13 protein-coding genes and 1 tRNA gene are annotated in these 16,682 nt (G+C 67.0%); 3 read left to right on the forward strand and 11 right to left on the reverse strand.

Features of this window, described 5'->3' with window-relative positions:
- Positions 1–4 precede the first annotated feature (4 nt).
- The 3 genes from ACO05L_RS06075 to ACO05L_RS06085 all read right to left on the reverse strand — a co-directional run bounded on the left by ACO05L_RS06075 (position 5) and on the right by ACO05L_RS06085 (position 6,437).
- Complete coding sequence (locus ACO05L_RS06075; RefSeq protein WP_421731277.1) at positions 5–4,249, reverse strand: translocation/assembly module TamB domain-containing protein; 4,245 nt, start codon at positions 4,247–4,249, stop codon at positions 5–7.
- Positions 4,246–6,102 carry an autotransporter assembly complex protein TamA gene (locus tag ACO05L_RS06080; RefSeq protein ID WP_421731278.1) on the reverse strand — a complete coding sequence of 619 codons (1,857 nt, stop codon included), beginning with the start codon at positions 6,100–6,102 and terminating at the stop codon, positions 4,246–4,248. The genes ACO05L_RS06075 and ACO05L_RS06080 overlap by 4 nt, the downstream gene beginning before the upstream one ends.
- Before the next feature lie 77 nt (positions 6,103–6,179).
- Positions 6,180–6,437, reverse strand: a complete 258-nt coding sequence (locus tag ACO05L_RS06085) for a hypothetical protein (protein WP_421731279.1) — start codon at positions 6,435–6,437, stop codon at positions 6,180–6,182.
- A 144-nt stretch (positions 6,438–6,581) separates the two neighbouring features.
- On the opposite strand from ACO05L_RS06085, the gene ACO05L_RS06090 reads away from it, so the two are divergent.
- Positions 6,582–8,345: an ATP-binding protein gene (locus ACO05L_RS06090; protein ID WP_421731280.1), complete on the forward strand. Its 1,764-nt coding sequence runs from the start codon at positions 6,582–6,584 to the stop codon at positions 8,343–8,345.
- A gap of 18 nt (positions 8,346–8,363) precedes the next feature.
- On the opposite strand, the gene ACO05L_RS06095 is transcribed toward ACO05L_RS06090, so the two are convergent.
- The 6 genes from ACO05L_RS06095 to ACO05L_RS06120 form a co-directional block, all read right to left on the reverse strand.
- A tRNA-Lys gene (locus ACO05L_RS06095) sits at positions 8,364–8,440 on the reverse strand.
- Positions 8,441–8,520: 80 nt separating this feature from the next.
- Positions 8,521–8,838, reverse strand: coding sequence for a hypothetical protein (locus tag ACO05L_RS06100; RefSeq protein ID WP_421731281.1), 318 nt, complete (start codon positions 8,836–8,838; stop codon positions 8,521–8,523).
- 15 nt (positions 8,839–8,853) lie between these two features.
- Positions 8,854–9,969 (reverse strand): tRNA guanosine(34) transglycosylase Tgt, encoded by a 1,116-nt coding sequence (gene tgt / locus ACO05L_RS06105; protein ID WP_421731637.1) that lies wholly within the window; start codon positions 9,967–9,969, stop codon positions 8,854–8,856.
- The gene (locus ACO05L_RS06110) at positions 9,966–10,448 is read right to left on the reverse strand and encodes a hypothetical protein (protein ID WP_421731282.1); all 483 of its coding nucleotides are present in this window, start codon (positions 10,446–10,448) and stop codon (positions 9,966–9,968) included. The genes tgt and ACO05L_RS06110 overlap by 4 nt, the downstream gene beginning before the upstream one ends.
- On the reverse strand, positions 10,445–11,542 hold the full coding sequence (gene queA / locus ACO05L_RS06115) for a tRNA preQ1(34) S-adenosylmethionine ribosyltransferase-isomerase QueA (RefSeq protein WP_421731283.1): 1,098 nt from the start codon (positions 11,540–11,542) through the stop codon (positions 10,445–10,447). Before queA ends, ACO05L_RS06110 begins: the two co-directional genes overlap by 4 nt.
- A 64-nt stretch (positions 11,543–11,606) precedes the next feature.
- Positions 11,607–12,893, reverse strand: coding sequence for a D-amino acid dehydrogenase (locus tag ACO05L_RS06120; protein WP_421731284.1), 1,287 nt, complete (start codon positions 12,891–12,893; stop codon positions 11,607–11,609).
- A 195-nt stretch (positions 12,894–13,088) separates the two neighbouring features.
- Between ACO05L_RS06120 and ACO05L_RS06125 the strand changes: the two genes are divergently transcribed.
- Positions 13,089–14,759 carry a lysine--tRNA ligase gene (locus ACO05L_RS06125; protein WP_421731285.1) on the forward strand — a complete coding sequence of 557 codons (1,671 nt, stop codon included), beginning with the start codon at positions 13,089–13,091 and terminating at the stop codon, positions 14,757–14,759.
- Between the two features lie 170 nt (positions 14,760–14,929).
- Positions 14,930–15,406 carry an SH3 domain-containing protein gene (locus tag ACO05L_RS06130; RefSeq protein ID WP_421731286.1) on the forward strand — a complete coding sequence of 159 codons (477 nt, stop codon included), beginning with the start codon at positions 14,930–14,932 and terminating at the stop codon, positions 15,404–15,406.
- Positions 15,407–15,472: 66 nt separating this feature from the next.
- Here ACO05L_RS06130 and ACO05L_RS06135 read toward each other — a convergent pair whose 3' ends face one another.
- On the reverse strand, positions 15,473–16,117 hold the full coding sequence (locus ACO05L_RS06135) for a S24 family peptidase (RefSeq protein WP_421731287.1): 645 nt from the start codon (positions 16,115–16,117) through the stop codon (positions 15,473–15,475).
- Positions 16,118–16,194: 77 nt separating this feature from the next.
- Positions 16,195–16,623 (reverse strand): hypothetical protein, encoded by a 429-nt coding sequence (locus ACO05L_RS06140; protein WP_421731288.1) that lies wholly within the window; start codon positions 16,621–16,623, stop codon positions 16,195–16,197.
- Positions 16,624–16,682: the final 59 nt, after the last annotated feature.

A 16,682-nucleotide genomic window follows, 5' to 3' on the forward strand; every position in this document is an offset into this window, starting at 1 on the left:
AGCCCTATCGGTTGGGACGCCGGTCCTCGCGAGCGCCGGGCTGGCGCGATTGACGCCGCCAGCGGACCGACAGGGTGGCGTCGCCTGTGCCGCCGAACTTGGACGAGATGGCCAGGTTGCGGCGGACCTGCCACTCGACGTTGACCGCCGCCCCGCCTTCACCCCCGCCGATGATCTCCAGATAGACGTCGTCGGTCAGATAGCGACCGCCAGCCACGGTCAGGGCCGAGGCCTCGCCGCCGAAGGACAGCCGATCCAGACCCGCCAGTTCGCGCAGGTTGCCAATGACGTCGAAACCTCCGCCGCCGGCCAGGGATGCGACCCCCGCCGCCAGCTGAGCCGCCTCGAAGCCGGACAACTGGGATGCCGAGCGCCCGAACAGCACCTGGGACAGAATCTCGTCCTGGGGCAGGGATGGGGTCGAGGTCAGGGCGATGATCGGCGTGGCGGCCGTGCCCGTGACCTTGATGGTGGCCGTCAGGGCAGGGTCTTCGCGGGTCGCGGTCAGGTCCAGCCGGATACGCGCCGGGTCGGTGGACAGCGACACCGTGCCCCGATCGTCGAACACGAACCGCTTGCCCGCGAACTCGTAATCGCCGCGCACGACGCGGGCATTGCCGGTCAGGACCGGGGCGGCGATGGTGCCGGTGACGCGCGCGTTGACGTTCATCTCGACGTTCAGGCCGCGCCCCGCGACCCGGATGTCGCCGCCGGGCGAACGCAGGCGGATGTCGAGGCCGAACTGCGGGCCGCGCTTGGTGGTCTGCTGATCTTCGGGCGTATCGCCGCCGGGCTTGTTGATCTCGACCACGTCCATGCGCACGACGCCGGTGGTTCCGGGAGGATTGGCGCGGATCAGGGCCTCGTCGACGTCGATCTGGCCCGTCAGCTGGATATTGCCGTCGGCGCCTCGGACCACGGTGATGGGGCCGGACGCCCGCGCCTCGGCCAAGTCATTGTCGATGATGCGGAAGCGTTTCAGGGCCAGTTGGAAGCTGGAGCCCGAGCCTTCGCGCAGACCGATGCGGCCGTCTCCCTCGACTGTCCCGCCCGCGCCGTCGTTGGCGGTGAAGGTTTCGATCAGGGCGGTGGTGTCGTCGAACCGGCTGGCCAGGGTCAGGCCGGCCAGGCGCAGGCCCGTCGCATTGTCGCGGAAGGCGCCCTGCTGCACATCGAACCGACCGTTCAGGCGCGGCGCGGCCAGGGTGCCGGCGATGGTGGCGCGGCCGCTGACCTGACCCTCCAGCGAGCGTTCGCCGCCCAGGAACAGGTCCCAGATCGGCTTGATCTGGCCCTGGATGGAGACTTCGCCCGACATGTCCCGGGTGCGGGCGATGGCCAACCGAAGCGGCGCGGCCGAGGCCTCTACGGGCAGGGTCAGGTCGGCGCTGGCCTGGACCTGGGTCGTGTCGCGAGCAGCGGCCTGAATCCGCAGGGTGTCGTCGGTCAGGGTGGCGTTGAGGGTGCCGTTCACCGCCATGCCGGCGGGCGCATCAACGGCGCGAATCTGCGCCAGGGTGACATTGGCCGAACCGGCGAGTTGATCGCCAGCGCCGCGCAGAGAGACCTGGCCAGTGACCTGGCCACGCAGATCGGGGGCGATGGAGCCCAGTTCGACGCTGGTCAGATCCGCCTGGATATAGGCGGCCTCCTTATCCTGACGCAGTTCGCCCTTCAGGATGCCGCCGCCGACGGCCAGATCCACGCGCGCGACGCGACCGTCTCCGGCCAAAGCGACCACGGCAGGGCCGCGCGTGGTGAAGGCGACTTCGCGAACCCGGCCGCCGCCGCGCAGGGTGACGCTCTGATTGTCACCTGTGCGGGCATAGACGCCGGTGCCGTTGAACTGAACGGGCGTTCCCCCACCCACATCCAGCGCCAGGGTGAAGGGCAGGTTCGACAAGGTTCCGCGCCCGTCCAGATCCAGGCGGCGGATCACATAGGTCGAGCCGGCCAGACGCGCGTTTCGGGCCGTAACATCGAGGATGGCGGTCTCGGCTCCGTCGCCGTCTCTCAGCCTGATCGTACCTTCGGCGCTGCCCGAGGCCAGGAAGGCGCCAGGGCGTGCGGTGAATTTCAGGTCGGCGCTGGAGGGGGTGTTGTTGGACAGGGCGAGGGAGCCGGCGGCGGTAATCCCGCCTGCGTTCAGGTCGACCTCCGTCAGCCGGACCCGATCGCCGCCGAGGAAGAAATTCCCCTCGGCGTGAGCCGGGCCATAGTTGGAGCCGGAATTCAGGACGACGCGGCCATCCGAGGCATCGGCGCCCTTGCGGAAACTCAAGACGAGGTTGGCTTCGGTCAGGGTCATCGGACCCACAGCGACCTTGTCGAAGGCGCCGGTTAGATCGAGACGCGGCTGCGCCAGGGTGCCGGTCAGGGCGCCATTGCCGGTCATGGCTCCGTCGATGGCCACGGGACCGACGCCGAAGGGACCGCGTGCGTTCCAGTCCAGCGCGAGGCGCAGTCTGCCCTGGGGCTCAATCAATCCCTTGGCCGTGGCCTGTCCGGCGGCGCCGGTCAGGACGCCATTGTCGATCTCTATGCGTCCGCCATTCAGCTGGCCGGCCAACTGCAGGCGAGGCGTCGGTCCGAGCAGACGATCCAACTCCTCCATGCCGACGGCCAGTCGCTGACCTCGACCGTCGAAACTCAGGACCCAGGGCGCGCCGGTCCGGGCCGAAGATGCGCTGATAGCGCCGCCGAACTGGCCCTTGGCGCCGGGCCGAATACGGCCGACGTCGGTGATCCTGGCTTGGCCACGGAAGCCCAGGCCGCCCAACAGGTTGCGCGCGCCGGACCCGGTCAGGGTCAGGGCCTGACCCTGGGCCTCGACGCTTTCCAGCAGGACGCCGCCATCCGCCAGCCGCGCGCCTTCGAACTTCAAACGCGGCGTCGCGCCGAGCAGGGCGCCGACGATGCCCTGGCTCTGCCCGCCAAAGGCGCGGATGTCGCCATCGACGTCGAACCGCTTTTCCGAGACCTGGACGTTCAGCGGGCCAGCGATCCGGGTGGCGCGATACGAGGCCAGGTTGGCGTTCAGCAGGGTGGCCTGACCCGAAAGGGTCCATTTTGCCGCGTTGCCCTTGAACACCCCATCATAGCTGCCCCCCGCACCGATGTCGGAGCCGACGAGGCGGGCGAGGGAGGGCGTCGAGACCTCGACGCGCACCCCATCGGGCGAACTGCGATCCGACAGGCGGACCATGCCCTGGGCGCTGGAACTGAAGTTGTCGGAGGTCAGCCGCCAGGCCACGCCCTGCCAACCGTCGCGTTTCGCATCGGGCACGGCCGCAAAGCCGAACTGGGCGGTGCGCCCGATCCGGTCGACGAAGGGCTGAAGCAGGTCCGAGCCGCTGAAGTCGGCATAGCCCGATATCCGCGCGCCCGCCTTGCCGTAGTGGCCGAGGATGCTGAGCGGCTGGAACTGGCCCGTGCGGATCGTGGCGTTGACGATCTCGCCGTTGACGATGGCCACGGCCGAGAAGGGCTGGTCTGGCGAATAGCCCAGCGAACCGGCGATGGGACCGCCTTGCGCCTCGTTGGCGCGCAGGTTCACGCGCAGGTCGTCGATCTTGCCGCCGAACGCCGCGTTCAGGCGCAGGTAGTCACCCTGGCGGGTCAGGCTGTAGGCGTTGACCTGAGCCTCCTTGACGCCGAAGCGCGGAATTTCGGCCGAGCCAGTCAGCCGCCAGCGACCGTATTCCTTGGAGAACCCTTCCAGTAGTTCGACATTGGCTTGGAATTTGTCGATGTCGACGGAAATGGGCGAGGGTTTGGGCGGCTTGCCGTCCGGCGGGTCGATCTCGGGACGGCGGACCAGGCGGATGACATCGGCGCTGATGCTGTCGGCGTGGAACCGGCGGGTGATCAGAGGCAGGTAGGACCAGTCGACGCGGACATTGCGCGCCTCCAGCCAGACGCCTTTCGAGTCGGTGATGGTGACGCGCGCCAGGGTGAAGTCGTTGAACAGGTCGCCGCTCAGACCCTCGACATTGATCCGGCCGTAGCGGCTGATCTTCTTGCCGGCGACGAAGCTGGTGACCAGGCCGCGGCCGGAATCTGACAACAGATACTGTCGTCCGCCGATGACCGCGACCAGGGCCAGCACCGCAGCCGCCGCAACGATGCAGCCGATGATGAAGACGATCAGCTGAAGCCGCGTCCGCTTCCGCTTGGCCGCCTTCGCCGGAGTCTCGGGCGCCGAGATTTCTTCGGGCTCCGGGGCGTCGGGTGTGGCGTCCTCGGTCAAAACGCCTGGCCGATGCTGATGTAGATCTGGAAGTTGGCGTCACCGTCGCGCTTGTTCAGCGGGAAGGCGATGTCGGCGCGCACCGGGCCGAAGGACAGGTTGTAGCGCGCGCCGATGCCGACGGCGTAGCGCATGCTGCTGAGATCCGGCGTCTCCTGGAAGCCGATGGCGCCACCGTCGATGAAGGCGACGGCGCCGAAATTCTTGCCCAGATCGCGACGCACCTCGGCCGAGACCTCGAACAGGGACAGGCCGCCGCGCGGGGTGTCGTTCGAGAGCTCCGGGTTGACGCCCTGATACTCATAGCCACGCACCGAACCGCCGCCGCCCGAATAGAACAGGCGGTCAGACGGCACGGTCAGTTCCTCGCCGCCGATGATCGAACCGATCCGCAGGCGGCCCGCCAGAATGGTCTTGCCGTTCTGCAGGGGCAAATAGCCGGTCCCCTGGGCCTCGGTCCGCAGGAACAGGACGGTGTCTTCGCCCGACACGGCGGTGGGCTGGACATTCACGGTCAGGCGATAGCCGTTCGTGGGGTTCAATGGGTCGTTCGAGCGATCCAGATAGGCGCTGCCGCGTCCGGTCAGAATCACCAGGTTGCGGTCCAGACCGATGATGGCGCCGTCGTCGGGATCGGGCGTGGACAGGTCAGGGGCGAACCTGTCCTCCTTGTAGTTGCCGGCGTCCAGGCCGAGGCCATAACTGTAATAGGAGGTCCGGCCGATGCGTTGCTGCAGGTCGCCGGCCAGGGTCAGGGCCGTGCGGTCGTAGGCGTCGGTGTTTTCGTGAACCACGGCGGTCGACAGCTTCAGCGTCTGGGCCGGACGACGCCAGTGGGGCAGGGACAGATCGACGCCCAGGCGGCTGTCGATGTCGGCCAGGCGCGCCTCGTAGCGGATCGTGTCGGCGCGGCGCAGGCGATTGTAGTGGGTCCAGATGACATCGACGCCGGAACCCTCCGCCGTCGAGAAGGTGGCCCCGGTCTCCAGGATGCGGCGGGGCCGGTCGGTCAGGGTCACGACAACGGGGCGGTGTCCCTCGGGCGTGGTCTGGTCGGTCGCCGCCAGGGCGACGCCGACGCCGTCATAGACGCCCGTATCCAGAAGGCGGCGCTCCAGCTCGGCAACCAGTTCGGGATCGTAGCGGTCGCCCTCGGACCAGGGGGCGAGACCGGCGACCCAGTCGACATTGGTGCGTCCGGTCGTCTGGACCTGGATCCCGTCCAGCAGGACGAGACGGCCTGAAGCGATGTTATAGGTTGGCTGGACGGTGAAGGCGGCGTGATCGACCACGACGCGACGCGGTTGGGTGGCGGCGTCTGCATAGCCCCGACGGGTCAGTCCGGCGATCAGCCGCCCCTCCGCGGCGATGACCTCTACCGCCCGACCCGGGTCGCCGGGCTTCAAGCCGATGCCGCCGATGACGGCCTGCGCCACGTCGGGCGCGGGCGCTGGGGCGATCCAGTTCACCGCCGGCTCGCCCAGCACGAAGCGACGGCCGGGGGTGACATTGACGATGGCGGTGGAGGTTTGTTCGCCCTCGACGATGTCTTCCAGGGTCGGTTGGTAATAGCCCTCGGACCGCAACAGGGCCTCGGCCGCTTCCATGGCGCCTCGCGCACGCCGACGAGCGTCGAAACGGTTGGTCGGTGGATCGTCGGCCTCGCCGATCGCGCGGACCAATTGCTCCCTCAGCTCACCGCTGACATCGCCACGAACCTGGGCTCGCGGATCGGCGTGGGCCTGGTTGGCCATCAGGGAGGCGGCGGCCAGGAGGACGCCAAGCGCGGCGATCCGCTTTCCGTCGATCCGGCTCGGGCCCTGAAGGGGCGGAAGAAGAAGCCGTGGGCTCAAACACATACTCTGGTGGTCGTCGAAAGATCACGCCTGCCGCGCTGCACAATCATCCGTTGGTGGCGGACATGTGGCGGTCAGTAGAATAGCGTCTCGCTCTCCGGCTTGACGGTCTCGGCGGATTCGCGCTGCTCGGGCGGCAGGGCGTCGCTGTACGGGTAGGCAGGCGCCGGCTGAGCGCCGTCGTTAATGGGAGCAGGGGACTCGACCGGCGGGGGCAGCGGGTCTTCGACAACGGGAGCAGGGGGTTCGACCGGCTCGGGTGGACGGTCGTCGCACGCCGCCAGCACGCCCACGGCCGCGCCGAAAGCCAGGACCAATGCCAGTCGCTTCATCGTGTTCTCCCCATGGGCGGCAAACGCGCCACGCCCAAGCCTGTTCCATAGCGAGGATCGCGTCCGGGGTCACGCGCAGCGAGCAACGGGGGACAGTTGCGCGACTTAGGCAATCATTCGTCTTTTGCGGGTATGAACGCTGCTATGCCAGATTTCGCCTCGACGATGAACGGTTACGAGCAGGTCGCCCACGTCCGCTCCAGGGAGTTGCGAACACGCATCGCCCTGGCCGCATTCATCGGAGCCATGGCCTGGTTTCTGGCCCCCTCGATCTGGCCAGCGCTCTGGTTTGCCGCGGTGGTCATCAGTCAAGGGCTCGACTGGCTCGTTTTCCGGCCCGTTCGAGTGCGCCCGCAGATCGCTCTTTCACGCGGCTATCGCGTCGTTTGCTGCGCCACATCCTTCGTGAGCGTGGCCGTCTATTCAGCCATCACCGCCTATCTCTGGCTCAATGGCGGCGAAGCCGGGCGCTTGTTCGCCATTGTTCAGGTAGCGGGCGGGCTGCTGCACGTCAGCCTGCACATGCATCAGCACAAGCCGCTGTTGCTGTCGGCGGTGATCCCCCATGGCCTGTATTTTCTGGGTCTGCCGATCGCCGGCGCGATCGCCGATCATCAGCCGCTGGAGATGCTCGTATCCCTAGGCGGCATTCTTTACATGGCCCATCTGGTCGTCGCAGTGCGGCAGAGTTCGCTGACGACCCAGGTGCTGCGCGACGCCCACGACATTGCTGGCGTCGAACGCAGCAAGGCCGAGGTAGCCAGCGCGGCCAAGTCCGACTTCCTGGCCGTCATCAGCCACGAGATCCGCACGCCCATGAATGCGGTCATTTCGGCGGCTAATCTGCTGCGCCGGACCCGGCTGGACGCCGAGCAGCGCGAACACGTCGCCATGCTGATCGACGCGGGCGACGTTCTGGTCGGCCTGCTGAACGACGTGCTCGACTTCTCCAAGATCGAAGCCGGCAAGATGCAGCTGGAATCCAGCGCGACGGACGTGCGCGCCCGGCTGGTGTCCCTGCAGCGCCTGTGGGAGCCCAAGGCGGCGGCCAACGGCGTCCGGCTCAAGGTTGTGGTCGCCGACGATGCGCCTGAATGCGTGATGACGGATCCGCTGCGTCTGCAACAGATTCTGTTCAACCTGATCTCCAACGCCGTGAAGTTCACCAAGGACGGTGACGTGACGGTCTCCGTGAGGTGGGACGCCGCGACCAGCGCCCTGGCGATGAGCGTGATCGACAATGGCGTGGGCATCCCCGCGGACCGGCTGAGCGAGATCTTCAACAGCTTCGAACAGGCAGACGCCGGGACCACACGCCGTTATGGCGGCACGGGCCTGGGCCTGGCCATCAGCCGCCGCCTGGCCCAGATCATGGGCGGCGACCTGACGGTGGTGAGCGTCTTGGGTGAAGGCTCGACCTTCACCGTGACCCTGCCGGTGGAGGTGGTGGCCAAGCCCGCCGCCGGCACCGACAAGGCGCGCCGCGTCGCCGACGCCAACGCGCTGCAAGGCCTGAGCATCCTGGCCGCCGACGACCATGCCGTGAACCGCCGCATCCTCAGCCTACTGCTTGAGCCGCACGGTTGTCGCCTGACCCTGGTCGAGAATGGCGAGGAGGCCGTAGCCGCCGCTGCGGAACAGCCGTTCGACGCCATCCTCATGGATATGCAGATGCCGATCATGGACGGGCTTGAAGCCTCGCGCCGCATCCGGGCCGAGGGCCTGAACCGCATGACCCCCCTGATCGCCCTGACCGCCAACGCCATGGACGTGCATCGCGCGGCCTGGGACGCCGTCGGCGCCGAGGCCTTCCTGACCAAGCCGATCGATCCTGTCCTGCTGGCACGGACACTGGCCGACGCCTGTTCGGGCGAGACGCTGGAGGCCAGCGAAAGCGCCGCCGCCTGAGATGTCAGGGAAGACCGATGGTACGTCCTCTCGGGCTCGAACCGAGGACCCTCTGATTAAAAGTCAGATGCTCTAACCAACTGAGCTAAGGACGCACTATCGGGGAGCGCCTTCTGTTGCATCGCGGCGAACGGGTCAAGGGGCGCAGACGCCAAAGACGACGCAAAGGATAGGTTTAGCGACGGGGCGCGGCGCCGGAGCGACGAAATTTGTCGCTGCGATCGCCCCGCACATGAACCGTGCCGTCCTTGGCGAAGGCTTGAAACGATGGCTTGTCGATGTTGCGGAACTCGCCGGTCCGGTCCCAGTCCCAGTCAAAGGATATCCGCTCGCCCTTGTGGGCGAACTTGCCGGACCAGTGGGCGAAGAAGGAATATTTGTCGCCGCCGATGATGATGACGTGCCGATGAAGCGCGGTCTCGTTGCCGTCGGGGCGGGCCGTATCCTCCAAGTAGGTGTTGTAGGCGTGGAAGCCAGATTTCTCGATGCGCATGAAACGACCCCAGCCTCAGTTCGAGGTGTGGCGGGCGTGAAACTCGCGCCGGAACTGTTCGAACCTGCCATGGGCGATGGCGTCGCGCATGGCCGCCGTCAGCGCCTGATAGAAGGCGATATTGTGCCAGCTCAGAAGCACCTTGCCGAGGATCTCGTCGGCACGGATCAGGTGATGCAGGTAAGCCTTTGAATAGCGGCTGGAGGCCGGGCATTCGATGGTCGGGTCCAGAGGGTCCTGATCCTCTGCGAAGCGGGCGTTCTTGAGGTTCAGCGGGCCGTCCCAGGTCCAGGCCTGGCCGTGACGACCGGCGCGGGTGGGCAGGACGCAGTCGAACATGTCGACGCCGCGATAGACCGCCTCGACCAGATCGACCGGCTTGCCAACCCCCATCAGATAGCGGGGGCGGTCGGCGGGCAGCATCTCGGGCGCATAGTCCAGCACCTCGCACATGGCCTGGTGGCCCTCACCGACGGCCAGGCCGCCAATGGCGTAGCCGTCAAAACCGATCTCGCGCAGTTGATCCGACGACTGGCGGCGGAGGTCCTCGAAGGTTGACCCCTGCTGGATGCCGAACAGGGCCTGTGTCTCGCGCTCGCCGAAGCGGGCCTTTGACCGCGCGCCCCAGCGGATCGAAAGCTCCATCGCCTTGCGCGCCGCGTCCTTCTCGGCCGGATAGGCGACGCATTGGTCAAGCTGCATCGAGATGTCGGCGCCGATACGGTCGGCCTGGATCTCGATCGAGCGTTCGGGCGTCAGGATGTGTTTGGAGCCGTCGATATGGCTGGAGAAGGTGACGGCCTCTTCCTTCACCTTGGAAATCCCGGCCAGGGACATGACCTGAAAGCCGCCGCTGTCGGTCAGGATGGGCTTGTCCCAGCCCATGAACTTGTGCAGGCCGCCCAGCCGCTCCATCCGCTCCGGGCCAGGGCGCAGCATCAGGTGATAGGTGTTGCCCAGCAGGATGTCGGCGCCCGTCTGGGCCACCTGATCCACGGTCATGGCCTTGACCGTCGCCGCCGTGCCGACGGGCATGAAGGCGGGCGTGCGGATGTCTCCGCGTGCAGTCTTCAGGACGCCGGTGCGGGCTCGGCCTTCTGTGGCGGAGATTTCAAACGGAAAGGGCATCAGCGGATCAGGGTCTCAAGACGCAGGGCGCGCTCCAGGTCTTTTGGGCGGCCGAACAGGCGGGCGGTGGCGATCTGTTCGCTCACCGAGGGGATGAAGACGGTCGCGCCTTCCAGATCGACCGGCATGCGGGACTGGAAGTCGACGCGGGTCCAGTCGGCGCCGGCGCGCACGTCCATCTCGGCCATCACATCGATGGGGACGGGCGTGGTCAGGATCTGGCCGAAGACCTGGGAACGGAACAGGCCTTGGCCCGGATCCTCCATCAGATTGCCGTGCAGGGCCTCGATCAAACTGCGCGCATCGCGGGGGCTGGCCATGACATCGACGTCGGGCAAGTGCAGGTCTTCTAGTCCGGCCAAAGCCATGGCCGCCCCGCCGAATATCCACCAGGGATCGCGCAGACCTGCGGCTGCAGAGGCGAGGATGTCGAGCGTAGCGATCAGGTCCTCGGGCAGGTCTTCGGAAGGGTCCTCGATCATGGCGCGCTCCTGAACAGCAGGGACCCGTCGCCGTAGGAATAGAATCGGTAGCCGTCCGCGACCGCATGGGCGTATGCGGCGCGCATGGTCTCCAGCCCAGCGAAGGCGGAGACCAGCATGAATAACGTCGACTTGGGCAGGTGGAAGTTGGTCATCAGCACGTCGACCGCGCGGAACCGATAGCCCGGCGTGATGAAGATGGCGGTGTCGCCGTGGAAGGGCTGGATCACGCCGTCCTCCGTTGTGGCGCTTTCCAGCAGCCGCAGACTGGTGGTGCCGACGCAGACGATGCGGCCGCCGGCGGCGTGGACGGCGTTCAGGGCGGCGGCCGTCTGGGCCGAGACCTCGCCCCACTCGGAATGCATCTTGTGATCGGCGGTGTCGTCGGCCTTGACCGGGAGGAAGGTCCCAGCTCCGACATGCAGGGTCACCGCGTGTGTCGAGACGCCCGCCGCGCGGATCGCGTCCAGCAGGGCAGGGGTGAAATGCAGGCCCGCCGTGGGGGCGGCGACCGATCCGTCATGCTCGGCGAAGACCGTCTGATAGTCCAAGCGGTCGCGGTCGTCCTCGGGGCGTTTGGCGGCGATATAGGGCGGCAGAGGCATGACCCCGACATCGCGAATGGCGTCGTCCAGCACAGGGCCGGACAGGTCGAACTTCAGGGTGATCAGGCCGTCGTCGCCCTTGTCGGTCACGGTGGCGTCCAGACGGCCCAGGTCGCAGGCGGCGTCGGCAGTCTTCCCAAAGCAAATGCGGTCGCCGGGTTTGATGCGTTTGCCGGGCTTCATGAAGGCGGACCAGACGTCGGGGGCGTCGCGGTGGTGCAGGGTGGCCTCGACCTCGACGGTCAGGCTCTGACCCGGATTTTCGGGATCGGGTCGCTGACGCACGCCCGACAGCCGGGCCGGGATCACCCGCGTATCGTTGAACACCAGGGCGTCGCCGGCGCGCAGGAAGCCCGGCAGGTCGGCGATGGTCCGGTCCTGCAGCGTCTCGCCGTCCACCACCAGAAGCCGGGCGGAATCGCGCGGGTCGGCGGGGCGCAGGGCGATGCGGTCGTCAGGCAGGTCGAAATCGAAGTCGGCGGTCTTCATCCGGCGGTTCTATACGGGCGCAGGCTTCTGCGCGCCATCATTGGGCGGAGTTTGAATGGCGGCCTCAGCCAAACCCCTCGGCGAACTGTCCGGCCCAGGCGCTATAGCGGTTGAGGGACAGGTCGTGGACGTCGATCTCGGGCGCCGCGCCGTCGATCATGTCGGCCAGGACGCGGGCCGAGCCGCAGGCCATGGTCCAGCCCAGGGTGCCGTGGCCGGTGTTCAGGTACAGACCCTCGACGCGGGTCGAGCCGATCACCGGCGTGCCGTCGGGCGTCATGGGGCGCAGGCCGGACCAGTAGGTCGCGCCTTCCAGATCGCCGCCGCCGGGAAACAGGCTGCCGACCGAATGGGCCAGGGTGGCGCGTCGCTGGGGCGGCAGGACATTGTTGTAGCCCGACAGCTCGGCCATGCCGCCGACCCGGATCCGGTCGCCCAGACGGGTGATGGCGACCTTGTAGCTCTCGTCCATGACGGTGGAGACGGGCGCAGCCGAGGCGTCCAGGATGTCGGCGGTGATCGAATAGCCCTTCACCGGATAGACCGGCAGCCCCAGGCCGACCGGCCTGACCATGGCCGCCGAATGACAGCCCAGGGCCACGACCACGGCGTCGGCGGTCATGGGTCCCTTGCTGGTGTTCGCGCCCGTGACCCGGCCGTCGGTGGTGATCAGGGACTGGATTTCGGTCGAGGCATGGAAGACCACGCCCTGTTCGGCGGCCAGAGCGGCCAGGGCGTTGGTGAACAGGAAACAGTCGCCGGTCTCGTCATGCGGCAGGCGCAGTCCGCCGACGAAATCCACGGCGGATGCGGCCAGGCCCGGCTCGGCGGCGATGCAGCCCGCCCGGTCCAGAACCTCGCAAGGCACGCCTTGGGCTTTCAGCACGTCCACGTCCTTGTGCACGTCGGCCAGCTGTTTTTCGGTGCGGAACAGTTGCAGCGTGCCCTGCTGGCGGCCGTCATAGGCGATGCCGGTCTGGCGGCGCAGCAGGTCCAGCTGGTCGCGGCTGTATTCGGCCAGACGCACCATTCGGCTCTTGTTCAGGGCGTAACGGTAGGAGGTGCAGTTGCGCAGCATGGCCGCCGTCCAGCGGATCATGGCCAGGTCCAGCCGGGGCCGAACGATCAGGGGGGCATGGCGCATCAGCAGCCATTTGATCGCCTTGACGGGGATGGAGGGCGCGGCCCAGGGGGCGGAATAGCCGGGCGAGACCTGTCCAGCATTGGCGAAGCTCGTCTCCAGCGCGGGGCCAGGCTGGCGGTCGACAACGATGACTTCATGCCCTGCCTGATTGAGATACCAGGCGGTGGTGACGCCGATAACGCCTGCGCCGAGCACCAGAATACGCATTTCGTTGTCCTGCCGATTCCGCTGAGCGCGCGGATGATTGCGATAGTGGAGCCGATATCGCAGTAATCTGCGGCGAATAGAAGTCGCGGCGCGCATATATGCTATTGGCCGTGTCTGCAGCCTTTGCTTCCATCCCCACGACATCACGCCCCCCGGCGGTTGACCGCAGGGGACGCAGACTGCAAACCCGCCGCCATGTTGCAGAACCTCGAAACCCTGGCTCGCGAAGCCAAGTCCTGGCCGTTTGAACAGGCGCGCAATCTGCTCGCCCACGTTCTGAAGAAACGCCTGACGGATTCCGAGCGGGATGCGGCCAAGCTGCTGATCGATGCGGGCAAGGCCGACGAGGCCCTGGCCACGTTCGAGGCCCTGCGCGCGCCGGTGGTGCTGGAGACGGGCTATGGTCCGTCCGGCCTGCCGCACATGGGGACGTTCGGCGAGGTGGCGCGTACGACCATGGTGCGCAACGCCTTCCGCGCCCTGACCGGCGACCATTGGCCGACGCGGCTGATCGCCTTTTCCGACGACATGGACGGCCTCAGGAAAGTGCCCGAGGGCGTGCCCAACCCCGAGATGCTGACCGAGGACCTGCACAAGCCCCTGACGGTGGTGCGCGATCCCTTCGGCACCCACGACAGCTTCGGCGCCCACAACAATGCGCGTCTGCGGGCCTTCCTCGACGGCTTCGGCTTTGACTACGAGTTCATGTCCTCGACGGCGACCTATCGCTCAGGTCGGTTCGACAAGACGCTGCGGACCCTGCTGGAGCGGTTCGACGCGGTGCAGGCCATCATGCTGCCGACCCTGGGCGAGGAACGTCGCGCCACCTATTCGCCCTTCCTGCCGGTCAGCCCGGTGTCCGGCCACGTTTTGCAGGTGCCGACGACGGGTCGGGATGTCGAGCAGGGCACGATCACCTTCGATGATCCCGCTGCGGGCCAGACGACCGTTCCGGTCACCGGCGGTCATGTGAAGCTGCAATGGAAGCCGGACTGGGCCATGCGCTGGACCGCTCTGGACGTCGACTACGAGATGTCGGGCAAGGACCTGATCGAGAGCGTGCGCGAAAGCTCCAAGGTCTGCCGCGCCCTGGGCGGGACGCCGCCCGAGGGCTTCAACTACGAACTGTTCCTGGACGTCGAAGGCAAGAAGATCTCCAAGTCCAAGGGCAATGGCCTGACGATGGAGGAGTGGCTGCGCTACGGCACGCCCGAGAGCCTGAGTTGGTACATGTTCCAGTCGCCGAAGTCGGCCAAGAGCCTGCATTTCAACGTCATTCCGCGCGCCATCGACGACTATCTGGCCGCGATCGAAGCCTACAAGACCCAGGAACCCGCCAAGCGCATCGACAACGCCGTCTGGTCGATCCATTCGGGCGCGCCGCCGACCCATACATCGCCGGTCTCGTTCAGCCTGCTGCTGAACCTGGTCGGGGTGGCCAACGCCTCGTCCAAGGCGCAGCTGTGGGCCTATTTCGCCAAATATCTGCCGGACGCGACGCCGCAGAACGAGCCCTTGCTCGACCGGCTGATGGGCCACGCGCTGAACTACTACGAGGACTTCGTGAAGCCGGCGAAGTCCTATCGCGCGCCGAGCGAGGCCGAGGCCAAGGCTCTGCTGGATCTGGCCGCGCGACTGAAGGCGCTGCCGGCGGATACGACCGACGGCGAACTGATCCAGAACGAAGTCTATGCGGTGGGCAAGGAACACGCCTTCGAGCCGCTGCGGGCCTGGTTCGGAGCGCTGTACGAAGTCCTGTTGGGGGCCTCGCAGGGGCCGCGTTTCGGGTCGTTCGCCGCCATCTACGGCCTGCCGCAGACGGTCGAACTCATCGAGGCGGGCGCGCGGGGCGACCTGGCCAAGTAGCCCAGCGACGGGGGCGGTCTTGCGGGGAAGCGCTCAAGCCGCGTGCGGCCGCGTGCGCGCTTCGGCGTCGTAAGGAACATGAACCGAAAATAACGGCCAAGCTCCGGGAGCCTTCATGTCGGTTCAGGCATTCTGACGGCATCGACCAACCTCGATGAACGGAGAGAGCCATGTCGAAGATGATTAAAACCAGCCTGGTCACCGCCGCCGCACTGGCGGCCCTGGTCACGGCAGCCCCCATGACCGCCTCGGCCCAGCAATCCAACGGCATCACCAGCTGTGACGCCCCAGGCGGACGCCAGCAGGCCGGCGCCCTGATCGGCGGCGTCGTCGGAGCCCTGGCCGGCAGCCAGCTTTCGCGCAACGAACGCGGTCTCGGAGCCCTTGCCGGCGGCGCGGCCGGTGCGGCGGCCGGCTCCTATGTCGGCTGCACCCAGCAACGCACACGCGCTGAAGGCGTCCAGGCCAACAGCGGCGCCCAGTATCGCGCATCCTCGAACCTGCGCATTCGCTCGGGTCCGGGCACCAACTACGCCCAGCGCGGCACCCTGTCCGCCGGGCAGCCTTTCACGGCCATCGGCTCGCAGGGTGAATGGGTCCAGATCGCCGGTGGCGGCTGGGTCAACGCCCACTACGTCACGCAATAGGCTGACCCGTTAGGCAGATCATGGGAGGGCCGTTCCGGAAGGGGCGGCCCTTTCGTCGTGGGCCGCCTACTGGCTGACCCAGAGGATACGGGCCATCCAGGCGATCTCGGTGCGAGCCAGGGTGCGGGCCGGAAAGGCCGGGTTGATCGAGGCCAGTGTGGCGTGCCGCGCGGACAGGGCGGCCAGTTCCTTGGCCATGGTTTCGCCCGACGTCGTGCGCACGACGACGCGATCCCCCTTGCGAACTTCGGCCCCGCCCTGATCGACGATGACCCGGTCGCCGGGACGATACAGGGGCGCCATCGACTCGCCGTTGATCTGAAGGCTGAACAAGCCGTCGGCAGGGCGGGGCAATTCGGTCTGGTCCCAGCCGTCGCCCGTAGGAAGGCCAGCATCATCGAAGAACCCATCGGCGCCCGCCTGGGCCAACCCCAGCAAAGGGACGGTGGCCGGACCCGTCGGGTCCTCGGCCAGGTCGGCGAAATCGCCCAGGGAAATGCCCGTGGCCTCCAGGATCCGTGTCAGGCTTTCGGTCGAGGGCCAGCGTGGACGGGGAGGCTGACCCGCCGTCACCGGCGGGCCGAACCGTTTGGAGGGATTAAAGCTGGTGGCGTCCAGACCGGCTCGGCGCGCCAGGCCGGACGCCGACAAGCCCTCACGCCTCGCCAGGTTGTCGAGCGCCTTCCAGAGCTTGGCATGGGACAGGGGCAAAACGTCGTCCGATCAGCCGCGAAGGCGGCGCGATTCGGTCAGCATATATAGGAATATCCGCCTATTCCAGGCGCCTGTCATTCCAGCCCGGCGGCTCGACGTTCCTGCCATGCCCAGAAGGTGCCCACAGCGAGAGCGATCAGGACACCGTAGCCCGACATATTCAGCACGGTGATGAAGGCCATCGCAGGCGGACGGACGTCCACCTGTGCGATGATGTGACTCATGACGCTGAGCAGTTGGAAGCCTGCGGCCCAGAAGGGCCAGGCGCGGCGCGACTTCCATGCCAGGGCGGCCAGAACGATCAGCATGAGAACGTCGAGGATGACCAGGCCGATCTGGTCGCGGTAAATCCCGACATCGTTTTGAACCAGCAGGGACGCGAACCAGCCCAGGATATAGGCGCCGCCGCCGATCCGTTCCGTGTCATCGCCCTTTAAAAAGGCGAACCCACAGATGACGACGACGAAAAAGGCGCCAATCTGAGCCGCTGGAGTATCAAACATGGAATCGCCCTCGCGTCTGTGGACACGAGGGCGATCCTGTAGCGAGTCTGCTGCAGCCC

This window comes from Brevundimonas sp. (genome assembly GCF_965227765.1).
In the GTDB taxonomy this organism is placed as follows: domain Bacteria; phylum Pseudomonadota; class Alphaproteobacteria; order Caulobacterales; family Caulobacteraceae; genus Brevundimonas.

Coding starts and splice junctions, on each gene's coding strand:
- ACO05L_RS06085 (WP_421731279.1), bottom strand. CDS start 6,437: ATGAAGCGACTGGCATTGGTCCTGGCTTTCGGCGCGGCCGTGGGCGTG.
- ACO05L_RS06090 (WP_421731280.1), top strand. CDS start 6,582: ATGCCAGATTTCGCCTCGACGATGAACGGTTACGAGCAGGTCGCCCAC.
- ACO05L_RS06100 (WP_421731281.1), bottom strand. CDS start 8,838: ATGCGCATCGAGAAATCTGGCTTCCACGCCTACAACACCTACTTGGAG.
- ACO05L_RS06110 (WP_421731282.1), bottom strand. CDS start 10,448: ATGATCGAGGACCCTTCCGAAGACCTGCCCGAGGACCTGATCGCTACG.
- queA (WP_421731283.1), bottom strand. CDS start 11,542: ATGAAGACCGCCGACTTCGATTTCGACCTGCCTGACGACCGCATCGCC.
- ACO05L_RS06120 (WP_421731284.1), bottom strand. CDS start 12,893: ATGCGTATTCTGGTGCTCGGCGCAGGCGTTATCGGCGTCACCACCGCC.
- ACO05L_RS06125 (WP_421731285.1), top strand. CDS start 13,089: ATGTTGCAGAACCTCGAAACCCTGGCTCGCGAAGCCAAGTCCTGGCCG.
- ACO05L_RS06130 (WP_421731286.1), top strand. CDS start 14,930: ATGTCGAAGATGATTAAAACCAGCCTGGTCACCGCCGCCGCACTGGCG.
- ACO05L_RS06140 (WP_421731288.1), bottom strand. CDS start 16,623: ATGTTTGATACTCCAGCGGCTCAGATTGGCGCCTTTTTCGTCGTCGTC.